This is a genomic window from Pseudomonas sp. EA_35y_Pfl2_R111 (assembly GCF_963970955.1).
Lineage (GTDB): Bacteria > Pseudomonadota > Gammaproteobacteria > Pseudomonadales > Pseudomonadaceae > Aquipseudomonas.
On record NZ_CAXAOM010000001.1, the window covers coordinates 1,382,660 to 1,402,456 of the forward strand.

Sequence of the window (19,797 nt, forward strand, 5' to 3'; positions counted from 1 at the left end):
CAAGCTCTCAGGCCGTACCTATGCCCGCGAGGAGTTGCCATGCCACGCACCCTGATCCGCAAAGACCCGAGCAACTTCAAGACCCTGCAGCTGTTTGTCGAAGCCAGCCCGGAAGGCCTGAGCTATCAGGGCCTGGGTATGCCGCTGAACTTCGCGCAGATGCTGGAGAAGCGCAAACCCGTATGCGTGGACGACACCCAGCGCTTTGCCGTGGAGCTGGCCAACCTCGGCGTCTCGGTGCGCCTGACCCTCTGCTGGCAGGGCCGCGAATACTGGGTTTTGGTGCGCCAGCGCCGCGCTGATCGCGGCGATGTGGTGCTCAAGCTGATCTCCGGTTACGTGCCGGCCCACGAACTCAACCTGCCGCTGCTCACCGCGATTCAGGAAGTGGCCGAAGAATGTCTGCTGGAAACCCCGGAAGGCTGGCTAAGCGGGCGCTTTGGCGACACCTGGCTGCCGACGCCCTACCAGAGCAGCCTGCGCTACCGGGAAACCGCGCACTTCAGCCTCAGCTCGCTTTCCGGCGCGGCGCGGCCGGTGCAGTGCGGCAACCTCAAGCTGCTCGAACGCCCGCGCGCCTACGTGCACCTGCCGACGTCCTCATTGCAGTTGGTGTATGACCTGCGCCTGGACCTGCCCAAGGAAACGCGTCAACTCAGCCTGCTGCATGTCGACGAACATCTGCAAGATGGTCAGCTGATCGCCCGCCTCAATCGTGCGCGCCCCGACCTGTTTCTGATTGCGCTGGACCAAGGCCGGCCGACCGCCGAGCTGCTGACCCTGAAGCAGGGCCAGCTATCACCCGCCAGCACCCGCGGCCTGTGGCTGGCCGAAAGCTTCGCACCACAGGATGGCTGGCTGGTGCGCGATGAGCGTATTCGCTGGAAGGATTGGCTGGCGCAAACGCAAAAAAGCCCCGCCTAGGCAGGGCAAAAAAGGGATTCTTCTGGCAAGCAGGCTGGGTTCACCCAGCCCGCATGAACAACTACTTCAATTCGCTGGAACTCTTGCCCAGCAGGCGCCTGGCGACGATCAGCAACTGGATCTGCTGGGTGCCTTCGAAGATGTCGAGAATCTTCGAGTCGCGCGCCCATTTCTCCAGCAACTCATCCTCGCCGTAGCCCAGCACACCGGCCAGCTCGACGCATTTCAGGGTCACCTCGTTGGCTACCCGCCCGGCCTTGGCCTTGGCGATGGAGGCTTCCTTGGAGTTGGGCAACTTGTTGTCGGCCATCCAGGCAGCTTTCAGGGTCAGCAGGCGCGCGGCCTCCCATTCGGCCTCTAGGCGATACAGCGTCGCCTCGGCATGCGTGACACTGAGCAGTGGCTTGCGGTAATCCAGCGTGCAGACCTTCTTCAGCAGCTCGCGGGTGCGATCCAGCGAGGCTTTGGCCACGCCAACCGCCATGCCGGCCACCAGCGGACGGGTGTTGTCGAAGGTTTCCATAACCCCGGCAAAGCCCTTCTGTACATCGACTTCCGGATTGCCCAGCAGATTGGCCGCCGGCACCCGGCAATCGCTAAAGCTGATCGACGCAGTATCGGAAGCCTTGATCCCAAGCTTCTTCTCCAGTCGCGTCACGCTCATACCCGGCGTGCCGTGCTCCACCACAAAAGACTTGATTGCCGCACGCCCGAGGTTCTTATCCAGGGTGGCCCAGACCACCACGGCATCCGCGCGCTCTCCGGAGGTGACGAAGATCTTCTCGCCGTTGAGCACGTAGTGATCGCCATCCTTGATCGCCGTGGTGCGAATCGCCGCCGAGTCCGAACCGCAACCCGGCTCGGTAATCGCCATGGCCGCCCAGGTGCCGCCGAAGCGCGCCAGCTGTTCATCATTGGCCACCGCAGCGATGGCCGCGTTGCCCAGGCCCTGACGCGGCATGGCCAGCAGCAGGCCGACATCGCCCCAGCACAGCTCCATCACGCCTAGCAGGGCGGACAGATTGCCGCCATTCTTGGTGCCTTCCTGCTGTTCACGGGCCGCTCCCCGCTTGCTCGCCGAGGTGGCACCGATGGCGTCCGGCGAGCCGGCATTCATGCCATCGAGTAGCGCCGCTAGCAGATCCAGCTCCTTGGGGTAGGCGTGCTCGGCCTTGTCATACTTACGCGAAAGCGGCCGGAAAAAATTCTCCGCCACCTGGTGGGCCTGATTGACCAGGCCACGAAATTTCTTTGGGGTTTCCAGATTCATTTTGAGGCGCCCTTAAAGCTGGAGACCGCCGGCCATAATCGCCAGCGCACGCAAATCGCGGTACCAGCGCTCGGCTGGATGTTCTTTGGTAAAACCGTGGCCGCCGAGCAACTGCAAGGCGTCGGTGCCAACCTTCATGGCTTTCTCGCTGCACAGCAGGCGCGCCAGATAGGCTTCGCGCTGGAACGACAAACCCTGCTCGGCACGTGCGCATGCACGCCAGACCATCAGGCGCATGGCATCAATCTCCACGGCCATATCCGCGACCATAAAGGCCACCCCCTGGCGATGACTGATCGGCTCACCGAAGGCCAGCCGTTCATTGCAGTAAGGCACCACATAATCCAGCGCCGCCTGCGCCGTGCCCACGGCCAGGGCGCACCAGGCAAGCCCGGCGTAATCGAGAAAGCTCTGGTAGTTGAAATGCTCAGCTGCGAGCCGCGCCTCAACCGGCACCTTGACGCCATTCAGCCGCACGCGCGCGGTGCTACCGGCCTTCAGGCCCATGGCCGGTTGCGGGCTGCGCTGTAAGCCTTTGGCGCCAGCCTCGACAATAAACAGCGCCGGGCCATCCGCCGCCTGCGCCGCGATGATCAGCTGACTGGCGTCCAGGCCACGCAGCACCAGGCTCTTCTCACCGCTGAGCACATAATGCTTGCCGCGTTTGCGCGCCCGGGTTGCCAGCTTCTGCGGGTCAAACAACGGCGTCGGCTCATTGACCGCAATGGCCATCACCGGCGCGGGCTCCTCGCTCACAAAGACCGGCAGCCAGCGCGCCTGCTGCGCCGCATTGCCCCAGCGACGAATGCAGTTGGCTGCTGATAGTGGCACCAGCAGCGCGGCGGCCAGAGACAAATCGCCTTTGCCTAGCGCCTCGGCGATCAGCGCATTACTCAAGGTGGTGCGCTCACCGGCCATACCGCCCTGGGCTTCGTTCACTGCGTAGTGCGTCAGTCCAAGCTCATGCGCCTGGTTAAGCAATGCAGCCGGCAGTGCGCCCTGCTCATCGGCGTCATAAGCCAGCGGGCGTAGCACTTCGCTGGCGAAGGCTTCCAGCATCTCCACCAGCATCTGCTGTTCATCGGACAAGGACAGATCAAACAGCGCGTCAGGGTCAGCCGCGCGCGGCAATTTGGCGACTTTACCGGCGCGCTGCGCAGCCGCACGAAAGCTCGCACGACTGCCGTTATAGATAAGTTTTTCGAAGGGTTTGCGCAGCTTCAAGCGGTCCGGCCAGTCAGCCTGGGCGACCCGGTTGAGCATTGCCAGGGCACGGCCCTGTACGTCGGAAGTCATGGCGTCTCGCTCCATGCGGGGGATGCCAATGATCATGCGCGCGGCCGGGGCAAGCGCCTATGACCGCGCCGACGGCAGCGACTGGCAAAGCAGCCAGTCGCTGGGCAGAGGCTTACTTGCTGCGGATCTTCTCGACGATGGCGGTGGTCGAGCTGTTTTCCACCAGCCCCAGCACCCGCACCTCGCCGCCATAAGCCGTGACGATATCAGCGCCGACCACCTGCTCTATGCCGTAGTCACCGCCCTTGACCAGAACATCCGGCTTGACCGCACGTAGCAGGTTTTCCGGGGTATCTTCACTAAAGCTCACCACCCAATCGACCGCGCCTAAACCAGCCAGCACGGCCATACGCCGATCCACTGCGTTGATCGGCCGACCGGGGCCTTTCAGGCGGCTAACCGAGGCATCGTCATTCACCGCCAGCACCAGTCGATCACCCTGGGCGCGCGCCTGCTCCAGATAGGTGACATGGCCAGCATGCAGGATGTCGAAACAGCCATTGGTAAAGACAATCTTTTCGCCATGGGCGCGGGCGTCTTCGATGGCCAGCAGCAGTTGATCAAGGCTTAGCACACCGCGCTCGGAGCCGGCTTCACGCTGGATAGCACGGCGCAATTCAGGCGCGCTGATCGCTGCAGTCCCCAGCTTGCCGACCACAATACCAGCGGCCAGGTTGGCCAGGGCCACCGCCTGCGGCAGATCTTCACCGGCAGCCAGGCTGGCGGCCAAGGTGGAAATCACCGTATCGCCAGCGCCGGTCACATCAAACACTTCGCGCGCGCGCGCCGGCAGGTGCAGCGCTGGATGTTCGGGGCGCAGTAGGGTCATACCGTGCTCGCCGCGGGTCACCAACAACGCCCCCAGATCCAGCTCAGCCATCAGGGCCGCGCCCTTAGCCACCAACTCGGCCTCGTCGTGGCACGGTCCGACGATGGTTTCGAACTCGTGCAAGTTCGGGGTAATCAGGCTGGCGCCACGGTAGATGGAAAAATCCTTACCCTTTGGGTCGGCCAGCACCGCAATACCTTTGCTACGCGCCAGCTGCACCAGCGCCTGATGGTTCTGCAATGCACCCTTGCCGTAATCCGAGAGGATCAGCACCTTGATGCCATCCAGCTGCGCTTCGACGCTGGCGGCCAGGGCGGCGCTGTCGGTGCGGAATGGTTCTTCGAAGTCCATGCGCAGCAGCTGTTGATGACGACTCATCACCCGCAGTTTGACGATGGTGGGTTGATCTTTGATCGTCTGAAAAAAGGTCTTCACGCCAACCGCCCGCAAGCTGTTGCGCAGGCTTTCGGCGGCTTCATCCTCACCGGTCACACCGAGCAACGTAGCTGGCGCGCCAAGCGCGGCGATGTTTAGGGCGACGTTAGCCGCACCGCCCGGACGATCCTCAATCTGCTCGACCTTGACCACCGGCACCGGCGCCTCCGGAGAAATCCGCGAAGTACCGCCATGCCAATAACGGTCAAGCATGACATCGCCCACTACCAGAACACTGGCCTGGTCGAAACGCGGCATGGACAATTTCATAAACACCCCGAAAGCGGCAGAAAATCTGCGCAAATCATAACATTGGTCACGCCCGCCAAGCCCCCCGGCAGCCAGCGGCCAGACAAGCCCGCAGACATTCAGGTCGCCGACTCCGGGACCGGCTGCAGCGCATCGACAAAATCCTTCTCGTGCAGACGCGCGTAGTAGCCATTGAGCGCCAGCAGCTCGGCATGGGTGCCGCGCTCGACGATCCGACCTTTGTCCATCACCAGAATCAGGTCGGACTTCTCGATGGTGCTCAGGCGGTGGGCGATCACCAGGGTGGTACGTCCTTTCATTACTTCGTCCAGCGCGCCCTGGATATGCCGCTCGGACTCGGTATCGAGGGCCGAGGTGGCCTCGTCCAGAATCAACAGCGGCGCATCCTTGAGCAGGGCCCGCGCGATCGCCAGGCGCTGACGCTGGCCGCCGGACAGCAGCACACCATTTTCGCCTACCAGGGTGGCGTAGCCCTGCGGCATCTGCTCGATAAACTCGGCCGCGTAGGCCAGCTCCGAGGCCTTGCGCACATCGTCAAGCGGCGCACCCGCCAGGTCGCCGTAGGCGATATTGTTGGCCACCGTATCGTTGAACAGGGTCACATGCTGGGTTACTAGGGCGATATGACGCCGCAGGTCGCGCAATGTGTAGTCCTCGACATCCACCCCGTCGAGCAGGATCTGCCCCTGATCGTGGTGATAGAAACGCGGAATCAGGTTGGCGAGGGTCGACTTGCCGCTGCCGGAACGGCCGACCAGCGCCACCATCTGTCCGGGTTCGGCCACAAAGCTGATGTCGTCCAGTACCGGCTTGTCGGTGCCCTCGTACTGGAAGCTCAGATTGACCACTTCCAGCCGCCCGCTGACGCGCTCGCGCTCCTGGGTGCCGTGATCGATCTCAGGGGCCTCGTCGAGTTGCTCGAAAATGCTTTCGGCACCGGCAATGCCCTTCTGCACCGTGGAGCTGACCTCGGACAACTGCCGGATCGGCTTGGGCAACAGCCCCGCCAGGGTGATATAGGCCACCAGATCGCCGGCCGAGGCATCCCCGCGCAACAGCAGTACCAGGAACATCAACACCGCCATGGCGCTGTAGATGACCAACTGAAGGCTCGGGGTGTAGACCGCGTTGGTCTTTACCATTTTCAGCTGCTTGTGCCGGTTCTCGGTGCTGGCACTGCAGAAACGCTGCTGCTCGTAATCTTCGCCACCAAAGCTGCGCACCACCCGGTAGCCGTGAATGGTTTCGGAGGCGACGTGGGTCACGTCGCCCATCGCCAGCTGGATCTTCTTGCTCTGCTTGCGAAATTTCTTGCTCGCGCTGACGACCATCAGACCGATGATGGGCAGAATCGCGACCATCACCAAAGTCAGCTGCCAGTTCATCCACAGCAGCGTGGCAAACAGGAAGATGACGGTCATGCCTTCGCGCACCACCACCTTGATCGCATCGGTGGCCGCCCCGGTGACCATGGTCACGTTATAGGTAATGCGGGAAATCAGATGGCCGGAGTTGTGGTTGTCAAAATAGCGATTGGGCAGGGTCAACAGGTTATTGAACAGCGCCACCCGCATGTCATGCACCAGGCCCAAGGAAACCTTGGCGAGGAAATAGTTGCCGAGAAAGGAGCCGATACCCTGCATGAGCGCGATCAGCACGATCAGCATCGGCACGGCCTGTAACAGCTTCAACTGGCTCAACCAGGCGATGTCACGCAGGTACGGCACAGCGGCGAAGAAGCTCGCCTCCGGGTTGTTCAAACCGTCCACAAAGAACTTGAGGATATAGCCCAGCATCGGCTGCGTGGAGGCGAAAATCAGGAAGCCGAGAATACTGATGGCGAACAGCCCCCAGTAAGGCAGCACATAGCGCAGCAACCGTAAGTACACTTTCAGACTGGATTGCTGGGTAGAATTGGCCATTCGGCAAGCCTCATACGACTGGCTAGAGAGACAAAGATGCGGATTGTAACAGCGAACGAATTGCAAGGCTGGCTGAGTGCCGGCGATGTTCTGGAAAAAGACACTAACGGCCCTAAGGTGTTGCGCTTGCCTGAGGGGGAGATTCTGAAGATATTTCGCAGCCGCCGCGCCCCACTATTAGCCCGCTTGCGTCCAGACGCCTTGCGCTTCGCTGAACACGCCCACCGCCTACAAAAATTGGGCATCGCCACACCCCTAATCACGGAGTGCTATTGGATCGACCAGAATCAAGGCGTGAGCGCATGCTTGTATGCGCCCCTTCAAGGCACATCGCTAGATCGATTATTTAACGACTCCCCCACAGAATTTGAGGGCGTACTGCCGCGTTTGGCCGACTACATTCATCACCTCCACCAGCAAGGCATCTACTTTCGCTCCCTCCATTTAGGCAACGTATTGCTTACGCCTTGTGGCGGCTTTGGTTTGATCGATTTTCTGGATATGCGGTTTAAACGCCGACCGCTTGGGTCGAGGATGATTCGGCGTAACTTCCAGCATATGTACAATTATCTGCAGCGGCGAAAAGTCCAAGACTTTCCCTGGCAACAGCTGATGGATCATTACGAGCGGGCGAGAAGCGCCTCGAACTGAACCAGATCGATTTTCGGCACTATCGTCGAAGGCATCCGGCTATCAGTTGATAAATTAAATACCTGAAAGTTTTCTCCGACGACTCGCTTCGCCATCAGCTGAAAACTGGGAAGAATGTAATCCACATAGTCATCGTCAAGACGGCTAGGTAACGCGTCCCCGGCTTGCTCATAAAAGCGCCCGGTCTGAGCATTGAGGTCCATTCCAACCAAAAAAACACGATCAAAGCCTAAGTGGAACGCAAGCTGAACGGCTGCATAGGGGATAGTTCTACCGCCAAAATAGCCAAACTGCATATTTCGACTAAAGCCAATGCGGTTGGGCTTACGCTGAAATAGAGAGAAACCGCATTCCAACTCAGCGTTACCGCGCGCCTGCCAGGCAAACTGGCGATCTGACAAGGGCGCACCTGCTAGAGGCCGATTAACCCGTAGCATCAAATGCGGATCTGCCATTTCGACAGCATCAGGAGAGGCCTGCATCAGGACTTTCAGGGCGTTAGCGCCAAGAGCCGCATGTTTGGCTAAACGAATACCATCCAACACCAGTTGACGACGCTCGCGGACAAACCCCTGATCATCGCAAAGATAAAACAGGGGGCGAACCGAGGTCTGGGAGAAACGCGCAATAGCCCCATTCATCGTAATGAAGGGCACTCGTGCGTAGCGCTCAAGGGGAAACTGGGCGGCAGAAGGGCCGGAGGCGAAAATGATCACGGGGCCGGAGTGGATACCCTTGCACTGCTGGAACTTTCGCCCCCCATCCCATAACTGCTGAAGCCGCGACTCAAGGGCCACTGGATCAGCCATCACGATAAGCGCTCACTGCTTCCGTGCATCTATACATCCCCCAAGCCCTTGGCGCTTTGCTCATCCGCAGCCAACTCGACGGCCTCAGGGCGCGTGGAGAAATATAAAAGGAACAGAGGAATCCAAAAACCAAACCACTCAATAGAAGGCCGGCTCAGCAACATGCGCCCGTTAGTGGACAAGCAGAGCAAGCCATAAACAAGCCAAAGCAGGAAAAACAGTCCACGACGATGGGTCATGGCGCCCTTACTGAGTGAAAACAACATTCCCAAGAGTAAACCACCACCAAGCAAACCACCGACTCTGAAAACCTCAAGCATTGAGGCGTGGGCATGAGTCACAAACTTATCCGCTTTTATCTGAATACCGGCCTCGTGGCCAAAACCCTGGCCGAATGCCCAATTTTGCTTAATCTGCTCCAGTGACGCCGTCCATATTTCCATACGGTAATTCGGCTCGGTCGCACGCTGTATGACTAGCGATAAAATATCCGTGGTAAGAACAATGGCCAGCGCGGCAAAACAGCCGGTGAGCAGCAACGTGATATCAGTCCGGCTGCGCCTACATAACGAAAGCAGCAGCAGTGTTGCAAACAGTGCCAGCATTGGGCCGCGGCTCTTGGTTAAAAACAAAATAACCATACTGACCGCAATAACCACTATGAGCCCAAGTTGGACATGCCGCGCCTCGTTTGGAAGTAACCACCAAGCCGCCAATATGGCAAGACCCAGGTAGATCGCCGAAGAAATAGGATTGCTCGCCCCCCAGCCCGTCAGGTCCCTGAACGAACTTCTATCGGCCAGCAACGTCGCAAAATCAGGGGTTTTCCAAAGAATCACCGCTAGGTATAAAAAAGCTGCGAAGCCGCCGACCCATGCAATCGACCGGGTGAAAAACTCAGGGGAGAAGCGCCGACAGGCAGCGTCAGCTCCCAGCATCAGGCAGAGGATACTCAGGCTGAATTTCAAGGAATCTTCCAGCGATTCAGAGGCCACACCTGACCACAAAGAGCTCGCAGAGAAGTAGGCCAAGAATGCTAAAACCGAGAGTAAAGGCCAGATATTCTCCCTAAGTAACGACTTGAATCTAATAAACAACAACAGCGATGGCACAGCCACCAGCATGTAGAACACCGTCTTCTGACGACTACTCGCCAAGAAGAAGGAGCTTGCCAAGAACACCAGAAAACCCGTTGCCGCCCATTTCTGAGCAACATCCACGGCATTCGCGCGAATAGTACTGACCAGCCCCATACCCTTTCCCCAAGTTCAAACTGCTAACAGAATATTTTTAGTTAAAAACAACACGAGACAGCAAAGCTGTCGGCTTCGATCTATGTACTCATCGTCAATATCGACTGTTCAATATCAGCCGGCAAGCCGGCCCCACTAGCAAGAGCTTCAAGAACTGCGACAGTTCTTTCCAGCCCCTTCACGCCGCCGGCCAAATGAAAACAAGCAAAGTCCTCGGCATGAGCAACATGCGTTGGATAATTCTGCTCAATTAGATTAATGCGTTCTTGCAAAACAACAGCGTTCTTAACGGCCAAGCCAAAAAAACGCTCCTGCTCAAAGATTTCAGGTTCCTGGCAGGTATTAACGTAGATCGCCGGACGACGAGCCAGACCGGCCTCTATAACGGCATTCGACATAAAGTTGATGGCAATGGCCGATTGCTCAAGCGCTTTCTCCAACGGGCAGTCGGCCGGCAATACTTCAATATTCGTTCGTGTCTGTGCCGCCTGTTTCCAGAACGACATACGGCTGCGTGGGTGACCCTTGATCAAAACATGACGATCAGCATGAGCTGCCGCCCAATCACTCACGAGCTGATAATTGTGAAGGTAGCACGGCTCTTTTTCCTTATCCGGCCCCACACCCAACACTAGGACTGTTTTCAACGCTTGCGAGGCCGCAGGCAAGTCGAAAGCCGAGTCAATCATGTGGGAACCTGCCAGTAGCAGAGTAGAGGTGCCGAATCGTAAAGAACGCTTTCTCAGCGCCTCCTCCGAACTTTTACCAAACAAGAGGTAATAGTCGTAGTCGTTCATTCCTAAGCGTCGGGAGTTCTCAACTGTCGAGGCATGCGCTAGATGAACAAGTAGCCGATGCCGCTGATTAAGTGATAAGCGCAAAAATGGGGCAAAAAAACTGCCATTGCGGTCATTTATAAGCAAGCGGGGGTCATACCGCTGAACCAGCCACTCCGCGTACGCCGCATAGCCAAAATAGCGCAGTGGCACTGGCTGCGGAGGACGAGACAACATCTTGTTTGCAATGACGCGACTCGGCTCTTCGAGAGCGCTTTCAATTAAGCGATGGCCGCGGGACCGCAACGTTTCGATTAATCGCTTCTTGCGCTGCAGTGGAACGACTTTGGGAGCCCCCTGTAGCAGTAAAAAGTCGCATGGCTCAGCCATGCCCATTCGACTAGGCAAGGCTAGATGTGCGCGGGCCCCAAAGACAAGATCAAACAATGCATCACGGCCGAAACGAAAAGCTGCACCAAGTAGCCCATGCCGCTCTCGTAGCATCAGCCAACGGTAGCGATCCAATGCACGGGCCTTCGCGGCCCAGGCTCCTGCTGTCGGAATATCTGGCTGGCTAGTGGTCGTCATGTTAATTACCGCCGAGCACTGGCGCGATCATCGGCAGCGCCCAGAAGCGCCGGCTAATAGCGGCATCCGAAAAGCGCTCTACTAGCCGTTCCTGCATGATTTGTGCGCACGCTAGACGCTGCGTCGAATCCAACTGCGCCATATGCAGCAAGCCTTGAGACAAAGCACGATCGTCGGCCAGCGGGAATAGCACGCCGACGCCTTCGACTACTTCGCGAGCGCCGCCACAGGCCGTCGCAATCAACAAAACGCCTGCTGCCATAGCCTCCAGCAGGACCATACCGAATGGCTCATGATCGGAGCTCAGGGCGAATACATCGAACGCTTTGAAGTAAAGCTTCGCCTCGGGAACCTGACCGAGAAACAAGACCTGCTGGCTCACGCCAAGCTCCATGGCGAGCCCTTTAAGACTGTCTTCCAGACGCCCGCTACCTAATATTGCCAACACGCTATCGGCAGGGAGCTGGGGCAATGCACGTGCAAAACCACGAACCAATGTGGCCTGGTCTTTATCGGGATGCAGGCGACCAACATTACCAACAATCCAGGCATCGGCAGGCAGTTGCAGGGCTTCGCGGGCGGCCTGGCGGCCCAATTGCGTAGCCTGTAATTGCTCGACATCGATGCGGTTGTGCAGAGCCTCAACGCGTTCGGCTGGCCAATCGGACAAGCAACGACGTATATCGTCGCGCACCGCTTCGGAAACTCCCAACAAGCTCAGGCGACGACGAAACGCCTGAGCGAACAAGCGCCGCGGCCAGCGCTGATAGACGCCAAAAGCGTGGCTCACTCCGATAATCGGCAAACCTGTGGCCAGGCACGCGATATAGAGCGGCTTGAAGCGGTGTGCGATACACAGTGCGAACAGCCTCGTACGGGCAATGGCACGTAAGTCGCGAATTGCCCGCAGCTTCAAACCACCAATGTCCTTGGAGCGGTAGTTGAGGAATATCACCTCGTCTGAGGCGCAACCGGACACCACCAGTGGATCAGGTGCACCAGTCAGAAACACCGTGAGTACTTTGTAGCGGGTGCCCGCGAATAGACTGGCGTATTGACGGGCACAGTCTAAAAAAGGCCCGTCGTAGCCGTGGCAAAATTGCAGCACCCACGGCTGGTCAGTCTCAGTAACCTCAGATGTTGTCATACCAACCCTTGCCGTCCTTGACCACCAAGATGTCTTCCATGATCAGGTACTGCAGATCGGAGCCGTAGAACATGTTCAGGGCGTCGGTGGGCGAGCAAATCATGGGCTCGCCGCGGCGGTTCAGCGAGGTGTTTAGCGACACGCCGTTGCCGGTGAGTTTTTCCAACTCCAGCATCATGTCGTAGTAGCGAGGGTTATATTCGCGCTTGAGCACCTGGGCGCGCGAGGTGCCATCTTCATGCACCACTTCGCCGACGCGGGTCTTCCACTCTTCGTTGACTTCGAAGGTGAAGGTCATAAACGGGCTCGGGTGATCGACCTTGAGCATCTGCGGGCCGACAGTGTCGAGCATCGATGGGCAGAAGGGGCGCCAGCGCTCACGGAACTTGATCTGTTCATTAATCCGGTCGGCTACGCCTGGCACGCTCGGGCAGCCGATGATCGAGCGACCTCCAAGGGCGCGTGGGCCAAACTCCATGCGGCCCTGGAACCAAGCCACTGGGTTGGCATCGACCATGATTTTGGCGATACGCTGCGGCATATTGTCGATTTGTTTGAACACCGGCTTGCTCGGATGGCGCACACAGGCAGCAATCACGTCTTCGTTGGAGTAGGACGGGCCGAGGTAGACGTGCTCCATCTTCTCCACCGGCACACCGCGCTGGTGTGAGACGTAGGCGGCAGCGCCGACTGCAGTACCTGCGTCGCCGGAAGCGGGCTGAACGAAGAGCTCCTTCACATCGTCGCGGGCGATGATCTTCTGGTTCAGTTTGACGTTCAGCGCGCAGCCGCCGGCGAAGGCGATCTTGCCGGTCTCACGAATGATGTCGCCCAGGTAGTGTTCCATCATCTGCAGCGCCAGCTTCTCGAACAGCGCCTGCATGCTGGCGGCATAGTGGATGTACGGATCATCGGCGATATCGCCCTGACGCTTCGGCCCCAGCCACTCGATCAGCTTCTTCGAGAAGTAGAAGCCCTTGCCGTTTTCTTTATAGCGGCGCAGGCCGATGACGTTGGCGTATTCGGTGTTGATGATCAGCTCACCGTTTTCGAACTTGGCCAGGCGCGAAAAATCGTACTTGCTGGCATCGCCGTAAGGGGCCATGCCCATCACCTTGAACTCGCCGTCGAGCATCTCGAAGCCGAGGAACTCGGTGATCGCGCCGTACAGACCACCCAGGGAATCTGGATCGTAGAACTCCTTGATCTTGTGGATCTTGCCGTTCTCGCCATAGCCGAAGAAGGTGGTGGCGTACTCGCCCTTACCGTCGATACCGAGGATCGCTGTCTTCTCGGTGAAGCCCGAGCAGTGGTAGGCGCTGGCGGCGTGGGCCAGGTGATGCTCGACCGGTTCGATCTTGATCTTCTTCAGGTCGAAGCCGAGCTGCTGCAGGCACCACTGGATGTGCTTGTAGTAGCGCTTGTAGCGACGGTTGCCCATGAGGATCGCGTCTAGCGCACGGTCCGGCGCGTACCAATAGCGCTTGGCGTACTGCCAGCGGGCCTTCTCAAAGATGCTGATCGGGGCAAACGGGATGGCCACTACATCAACGTCAGAAGGTTTGATCCCGGCCTGGTCCAGGCAGAACTTAGCGGACTCGTAGGGCATGCGGTTCTTCGCGTGCTTGTCGCGCACGAAGCGCTCTTCTTCGACGGCCGCGATCAGCTTGCCGTCGATATACAGGGCGGCGGAAGGGTCATGGCTGAGGGCGCCGGACAGGCCGAGAATGGTCAGTGCCACTGGTTTTGCCTCTTCTAGTCTGCTGAGCCGACGACGGGCGTCAGCGGTATACGTTGGTTGAGCAACTGGTGCAGCGCCGAATCAGCGGGCCAGTTACGCAGAAAACGGGCGCGATCGCGGGCATAGGCCCTGGCGAAACTGCGCGCGCTACGGTGCTGCTGCATGGCGTCGAGGTCGATCAACGACCAGCGACCCAGGTTTTCATCCCAGAACAGATTGCTCCCCTTGAAATCGCCGTGACTGATGCGCTCGCGCAGCAAGGCGGCAAACAAACGATCCAGCGCTAGCAGCTCGCTTTCCGGGGGAGTCCTATCCTGGTATGGCTGAAAGCGCGCGATTATATCCTGCCCGCCGCAGTATTCGGTAATCAGGTAGGCGCGCCCGCGTAGCCAGCACCAGCGCTGCTCTAGCACAGCCAATGGCTGCGGGGTGGCGATGCCCAACAGCAGCAGGCGATTGCCTTCAACCCAGCTGTGCCAGGCCCGACTGGGCCGCCAGAAACGCTTGAGCCAGTGAGCAACGCTCTTCACGTTGTAGCGTTTGACCACCAGCTCGCGTTCGGCCTGGTGGACCAGAGCCACTGTGGCCGAACCGCCCAACTTCAAGGCGCGCCCTTGCGCGAGCAGAGCGTCGGGCTGATCGAGCAATGGCGCAAGCTCAGCGGCGTAGTCACGGCGCACCACGCGCAGACCAAACGCACCGACCTTGGCGCTGAACAGGCTGCAATCGCGGGCAATCTTCTTCATATAATCGCGCAAACGCCAGCGCCGAAGCTTATCCACCTCGGTCAGCAGCGCCTCCAGCGGCAACGCGTGCTCACCATTGGCCAGCAGGTAGTGCACTAACAGCTCTTCGATAAAGGGCTGCACGTCCGCAGGCAGCTGAGCGAAGAACATGCCGAGGTTCTCCAGCACCCGCGCCTGCGACAGAGGCGTGCCAGCGACTTCGACGCACACCCCGCCACCATCGATAACCGACACGCTGCCAGCATGGCGCAACAGGTTGTCCAGGTGCAGGTCGGACTGCCACAGGCCCCTGGCGTGCATATGTGCGATCACGGCCAGGGCCTCGCCCAGCACAGCCTGCTGCGCCGCACTCAGCAGCGGCTGGCTCTCCACCTCTCGCCAGGCATCCCACAGGCTTTGCGCATCGGCGAGGTAGTCAAACAGCAGCCAACCACCCTCGCCTGCCTGCCAGCCCTGAGCCAGCAGCTCGGGGGTTCGTAAACCCTGCTCAGCGAGAAGGCGAGCACCTTGCAGTTCGCGCTGAAAATGCCGCTCGGCCTTGCCGCCAACCAGCAGCTTGGCCAGTACCGGCCGACCGCGCCACAGCGCAAGTGCGACGTAGCGTTGATCCGGCAACACGCGCAACAGGCGCTGCAGCTCCAGCATCTCGCCCGCCAGTTCGAGGCGCAGCGGCAGTGCCGGCGCACGACCGGCCTGGGCTAGTTGGGCCAGCTGCATCAACGCGCCTCCTTATGTCGCCGGCGTGCGCGCAGTTGCTGCCACCAGCCCTCTAGGTCGCCTGCAGCACCCAGGTAGGCCAGCAGCAGCTCGCGCACCTCGGCCTCGGTCCAGACGCTGGCTCGACGCAACAACGGCTCCAGATCCTTGATCCGATCACGCTGGCCGAACAATAGTGGGCGGGTCTTTTCCAGGTCGATCAGCTGCGCAGCAAAAGCCGCGCCGTTCGCCTTTAGGAAAATATGCTTGGGGTAGAAACAACCGTGCATCTGCCCCGCACCGTGCAGCTGCCGCGCCAGCTCACCGCAAGCGCGCAGGATGGCCTGGCGAGTAGCGCCGGGTGTAGAGCTCCAGCCCTGCAGCCAATGTTCGAGATCGTGCCAGCCGTCCAATGCGCGAGTCAGCAGGATGGCGCGCCGCTCGCCTGGCAAACGTCGCTCAGCGAAGAATGCCGCCTGCAGAGCAGGGATCCCCAGCCGACGATATGCCTGGATATTGCGAAACTCGCGAGCGAAGGTCGGCTCGCCGAAAGGATGCAGCAAACTGCGGGTCAGGTGGTTGCTCTGGCGCTTGAGGTAGAAGGCCGCACCGCCCAGCTCCAGGCGATACACACTGCTCCAACCACCGCGTTCGGTATTGGGCTCATCCACGGCTTCCAGTTGCAACGCCCATAGCGCCTCGAAACTGGCCAGGTTGCGACCTTCAAGCACGGCACGATCCTCGGCCGCGATAAAATCACTCATTCCCGCCCCTCGAAGAATTTGACGATGCGGCGCACCCTGCGTTTATCCGCAGCACTTAGCCGCTCGCGACCACAGTATTGCAGATAAAAGCGCAAGCGCTGAGTACGGCTCAAGTGGTGTTTGGCCACCTTATCCAGACAGGCCAGGTCCTTGATCATGCGGTAGCGGAGCAGCGGCCCCCACCAGAACGCTCCGGTCGGGCAATCGATAAAGAACAGCTCCGCGCGGTCGTTGACCAGCAGATTGCGCCACTTCAAATCGTTATGGGTGAAGTGGTGGTCATGCAGGGTGCGGGTGGCGCGGGCCAATTGCACACTGACCTGCTCGACCCAGCCCCGGTCGGCAAGGCGCTCGTCCTCACGCCGCGCTAACAGCGCCATATCCTCGGTACGGGGCAACTCGCGGGTGATCAGCGCGCCACGCACGAAGGACCCCGCGTTGCGCTCCAGGCCATAGGCCACGATGGATGCAGTGGGGATGCCCCACTTGGCAAAATACTTGAGGTTCTGCCACTCCGCCTTGACCCGTGGCCGACCGATATAGCGGCGCAACCCCTTGCCCGCACCCCAGTAACGCTTGACGTAGTAGCACACGCCATCACGCTCAATACGAACCACCTCAGACAACGGATCGCGGGTCAGCCGTTGCCCCTCGAGGGCAAACACGCTCGACAGGTCGGCCAGCTCGTCACGCAACGTAGCGGGACAGTTCTCGGTTACCCGCCACTCACTCATTGCCCAGTCCCCGGCGCATACTTGCGCGCGTAACGCTGCAACAATCGTTCTGCCTTGCGCTCCAGCCAGGCCAGCAGCCGCGCCTCTTCACGCAGAATCTGGCGCAATGGCTGATCGCCCTTTAACGCGGCAAAATAGCCCCGCAAAAATCGCAGTTTGTCGAGGCGGGTCATGCCAATACCCAGCGCCGAGAAATACAGGCCAGCCAGGTCCTTGTTGCGCCAGCGCAGCGGCACGGCGCTACGCACTTGGGCGCGGTGCAGGTCGATAACCGACAGGCGGAAATCCTCGGCGGTTACCGGTCTATCGGTGTGCAGCAGAAAGTGGCAGATATAGCAGTCGCGATGATTGACCCCGGCGCGGTGCATGGCTCCGACCATGTTCGCCACTCCCTCGATCAGCGCCCACTTGAGCCTTGGCTCGGGCGGTTGCTGCGCCCAGCTCAGACTGAGTTGTTCGAGGTCGGTGGTCGGCGCCAGCTCTTCGGTGACGATAAAGGAGTGCTGCGCCGCCGGATTGCTGCCGCGCTCACCGTAGGCCACGGCGGTCATCGTCGCCACGCCGACTTCTTTCAAGCGCTGAATGGCTTGCCACTCCTGGCGCGCGCCAAGCACCGGCAACTTGGCGGTGAGCAGGTTCTTGGCGATTTCTCCCCAGCCGATGCCGCGATGGATCTTGACGAAGTAACCACGCCCATCGACTTCGGTGCGCAGCGTGCGGCGGCCTTCCAGCTCGCGGTACACCTGCCCCTGCAGCGCCTCGACAGCAGCAAAGGCATCGCGACCGGCCCACAGGCTTTTAAAGGGTTCAGCCAGTACCAATTTCATGGACGCTTCGCCAGGATGATGTCGGCCGCATGCTGCGGCATGGAATACAGATCGGCGCTGTCCGCATAGGCCAGGCCATTGCGCGACCAGAGCGCCCGGCGTGAGTCGTCGGCCAGCATATCGGCGAGCAGATGATTAAGACGCTCTTGCTCAAACGGACTGGCCAGCACCCGCCCAGCATCGGCCTCGGCGATGTAGTGGGCATAGCCGCACACATCCGTCACCAGCACTGGCAGGCCGGAAACCAAGGCTTCCAGCAGTACGGTGCCGGTGTTTTCGTTATAGGCGGGATGGATCAGTAGGTCGGCACCCAGCAGAAAACGCGGGATATCGCTGCGACCCTTGAGAATTTGCACCTGATCAGACACGCCCAAGGCCTTGGCCTGCAGTTGGAACGCGCGCGGATCGTCCTGGCCGATGGCGATCAGCCGGGCGCGCTGTTTCAGCTCGCGCGGCAAGGCGGCCAGGGCCTTGAGGCTGCGATCCAGGCCCTTGGTCTTGAAGCCGGAGCCGATCTGCACCAGCAGCAGGTCGCTATCCGCCAGTTTGAACTCGGCGCGAAACTCGGCCCTGATCTCGGCTGCATTGGCCGGCGCGCGGCGGTCTGCGGCGATACCCGGCGGCAGCAGGTGAAAGCGCTGCAGCGGGGTGTGGTAATGCTTGATAAACAGCGGCTGCTGCACTTCGGAGATCATCAGAATCTCGGTCTTCGACTCGGGGGCAAACACCGCCCGCTCGTAATCGGCAAAGTGCTTGTAACGCCCCCAGCGCTTGTACAGCGGATTGCGCAGGGTCTGCGCCTTGTCTTCATAGCAACCATCGGCGGCATAGTAGACATCCAGACCAGGCATCTTGTTGAAGCCGATCACCCGATCCACTGGACGCTTGGCCAGGTCGGCCTCAACCCAGGCGGTGAGCTTTTCATTGCGTTTGTGGTTGAACAGCGCCTTGACCGGCACCACCACCACCTCGAAGCCCGCAGGCACTTCACCTTCCCAGATCGGCGTGTAGACGCGGATAGCATGACCGCGCGCCTGGCACTCCAGGGCGATGCGCATAAAGTCGCGCTGCAGGCCGCCGAACGGGAAATATTTGTAAAGGATAAACGCGAGCTGCATCAGACAACGTCCTCGGCCAGCAACAGGGCCTGCAATTGTGTGGCGACACGCTCGGCATCCAGACCGTCGAAACAGGCTTTGTGTCGATCACCCGAGCCCGCGTTCGGCCCGGTGGCGCACAGGTGTACCTGGCCACGGCCATAGGCACCGACGCGCCCCGGCAAAGTCGGGCCGTACAGGGAGATACTCGGCACATCCAGCGCAGCGGCCAAGTGGCCCAGGCCGGTATCCACCGCCACGCAGGCGCTGGCCCCAGCGATGACCTTGGCCACGCCTGCAAGATTTAATTTGGGCAGCACCGCGGCATTTTCAATGCCGACGGCGATCCGTTCGGCGCGTGCTCTCTCGGCTTCATTGCCCCAAGGCAGGCGCACAGCCCAGCCTTGTGCACTCATCTGCTCGGCCAGCGCACGCCAATCGGCTTCCGGCCAATGCTTGCTTGGCCAGGTGGTGCCATGCAGAAACAGCAAGTACGGCTGCGATACGGAGTCGGCCAATTGCGCGCGGTTTAGACCGTAGTCGCCGACGCCCGCTGGCAGCGTGTAGCCCAGCGCCTGGGCGAATAGCTGGCGAGTACGCTCAAGGGCATGCTGCTCCTTCGGCACCGCATAGAGGTGGTCGTAGAAACGACTGGCCAGCGGTTCGCGGGCCGAATCACGATCTAGGCCGGCAATCGGACCCCGCGCATAACGGGTTAGCCAGGCGCTTTTCAGCAGGCCCTGGGCATCGATGACAAGGTCGTACTTGGTTTCGCCAAGACGCTGCTTAAAGCGCTTCCACTCACCATTCTTAAAGGCGTTCCAGAGATGCTTGCGCCAGCGGCGGATGGCCACCGGAATCACCTGCGCCACGGCCGGATGCCAGGCCGGTATCTCGGCAAAACCCTCTTCGACGATCCAATCGAACTGGATACCGGGAATAGCGCGCGCCGCATCGGTGAGCGCAGGCAGGGTGTGCACCACATCGCCCAGCGAAGAGGTTTTGATCAACAGTACCCGCAA

General features: G+C 60.0%; 17 protein-coding genes. 2 read left to right on the forward strand and 15 right to left on the reverse strand.

Annotated elements, in window-relative coordinates:
- Positions 1–39: 39 nt before the first annotated feature.
- Entirely contained in the window at positions 40–924 is an 885-nt protein-coding gene (locus AACY25_RS06650) for a metal ABC transporter ATPase (RefSeq protein WP_339523270.1), read from the forward strand.
- A 61-nt stretch (positions 925–985) separates the two neighbouring features.
- Here AACY25_RS06650 and AACY25_RS06655 read toward each other — a convergent pair whose 3' ends face one another.
- From AACY25_RS06655 to msbA, 4 genes are all read right to left on the reverse strand, one after another.
- Positions 986–2,194 carry an acyl-CoA dehydrogenase family protein gene (locus AACY25_RS06655; RefSeq protein WP_339523272.1) on the reverse strand — a complete coding sequence of 403 codons (1,209 nt, stop codon included), beginning with the start codon at positions 2,192–2,194 and terminating at the stop codon, positions 986–988.
- Between the two features lie 12 nt (positions 2,195–2,206).
- Entirely contained in the window at positions 2,207–3,490 is a 1,284-nt protein-coding gene (locus AACY25_RS06660) for an acyl-CoA dehydrogenase family protein (RefSeq protein WP_339523273.1), read from the reverse strand.
- Positions 3,491–3,602: 112 nt separating this feature from the next.
- Positions 3,603–5,024 carry a bifunctional D-glycero-beta-D-manno-heptose-7-phosphate kinase/D-glycero-beta-D-manno-heptose 1-phosphate adenylyltransferase HldE gene (hldE, locus tag AACY25_RS06665; RefSeq protein WP_339523274.1) on the reverse strand — a complete coding sequence of 474 codons (1,422 nt, stop codon included), beginning with the start codon at positions 5,022–5,024 and terminating at the stop codon, positions 3,603–3,605.
- Positions 5,025–5,122: 98 nt separating this feature from the next.
- On the reverse strand, positions 5,123–6,946 hold the full coding sequence (gene msbA / locus AACY25_RS06670) for a lipid A export permease/ATP-binding protein MsbA (RefSeq protein WP_339523275.1): 1,824 nt from the start codon (positions 6,944–6,946) through the stop codon (positions 5,123–5,125).
- A gap of 36 nt (positions 6,947–6,982) precedes the next feature.
- On the opposite strand from msbA, the gene AACY25_RS06675 reads away from it, so the two are divergent.
- Positions 6,983–7,597: a lipopolysaccharide kinase InaA family protein gene (locus AACY25_RS06675; RefSeq protein WP_339523276.1), complete on the forward strand. Its 615-nt coding sequence runs from the start codon at positions 6,983–6,985 to the stop codon at positions 7,595–7,597.
- On the opposite strand, the gene AACY25_RS06680 is transcribed toward AACY25_RS06675, so the two are convergent.
- The 11 genes from AACY25_RS06680 to waaC form a co-directional block, all read right to left on the reverse strand.
- Entirely contained in the window at positions 7,567–8,406 is an 840-nt protein-coding gene (locus AACY25_RS06680) for a lipopolysaccharide core biosynthesis protein (RefSeq protein WP_339523277.1), read from the reverse strand. The genes AACY25_RS06675 and AACY25_RS06680 overlap by 31 nt on opposite strands.
- A gap of 29 nt (positions 8,407–8,435) precedes the next feature.
- Positions 8,436–9,659 (reverse strand): O-antigen ligase family protein, encoded by a 1,224-nt coding sequence (locus AACY25_RS06685; RefSeq protein WP_339523278.1) that lies wholly within the window; start codon positions 9,657–9,659, stop codon positions 8,436–8,438.
- Between the two features lie 80 nt (positions 9,660–9,739).
- Entirely contained in the window at positions 9,740–11,023 is a 1,284-nt protein-coding gene (locus AACY25_RS06690) for a capsule biosynthesis protein (RefSeq protein WP_339523280.1), read from the reverse strand.
- Position 11,024: 1 nt separating this feature from the next.
- Positions 11,025–12,170 carry a glycosyltransferase gene (locus AACY25_RS06695; RefSeq protein WP_339523281.1) on the reverse strand — a complete coding sequence of 382 codons (1,146 nt, stop codon included), beginning with the start codon at positions 12,168–12,170 and terminating at the stop codon, positions 11,025–11,027.
- Entirely contained in the window at positions 12,157–13,911 is a 1,755-nt protein-coding gene (locus AACY25_RS06700; RefSeq protein ID WP_339523282.1) for a carbamoyltransferase family protein, read from the reverse strand. The genes AACY25_RS06695 and AACY25_RS06700 overlap by 14 nt, the downstream gene beginning before the upstream one ends.
- 14 nt (positions 13,912–13,925) lie before the next feature.
- A complete protein-coding gene (locus tag AACY25_RS06705) occupies positions 13,926–15,374 on the reverse strand; it encodes a lipopolysaccharide kinase InaA family protein (protein ID WP_339523283.1) in 1,449 nt (482 codons plus the stop codon).
- The gene (locus tag AACY25_RS06710; protein ID WP_339523285.1) at positions 15,374–16,117 is read right to left on the reverse strand and encodes a lipopolysaccharide kinase InaA family protein; all 744 of its coding nucleotides are present in this window, start codon (positions 16,115–16,117) and stop codon (positions 15,374–15,376) included. The genes AACY25_RS06705 and AACY25_RS06710 overlap by 1 nt, the downstream gene beginning before the upstream one ends.
- Positions 16,114–16,851 (reverse strand): lipopolysaccharide kinase InaA family protein, encoded by a 738-nt coding sequence (locus AACY25_RS06715; RefSeq protein ID WP_339523287.1) that lies wholly within the window; start codon positions 16,849–16,851, stop codon positions 16,114–16,116. The genes AACY25_RS06710 and AACY25_RS06715 overlap by 4 nt, the downstream gene beginning before the upstream one ends.
- Positions 16,848–17,678, reverse strand: coding sequence for a lipopolysaccharide core heptose(I) kinase RfaP (gene rfaP / locus AACY25_RS06720; protein ID WP_339523288.1), 831 nt, complete (start codon positions 17,676–17,678; stop codon positions 16,848–16,850). The genes AACY25_RS06715 and rfaP overlap by 4 nt, the downstream gene beginning before the upstream one ends.
- Positions 17,675–18,796, reverse strand: a complete 1,122-nt coding sequence (locus AACY25_RS06725) for a glycosyltransferase family 4 protein (RefSeq protein WP_339523290.1) — start codon at positions 18,794–18,796, stop codon at positions 17,675–17,677. The genes rfaP and AACY25_RS06725 overlap by 4 nt, the downstream gene beginning before the upstream one ends.
- Complete coding sequence (waaC, locus tag AACY25_RS06730) at positions 18,796–19,797, reverse strand: lipopolysaccharide heptosyltransferase I (RefSeq protein WP_339523292.1); 1,002 nt, start codon at positions 19,795–19,797, stop codon at positions 18,796–18,798. The genes AACY25_RS06725 and waaC overlap by 1 nt, the downstream gene beginning before the upstream one ends.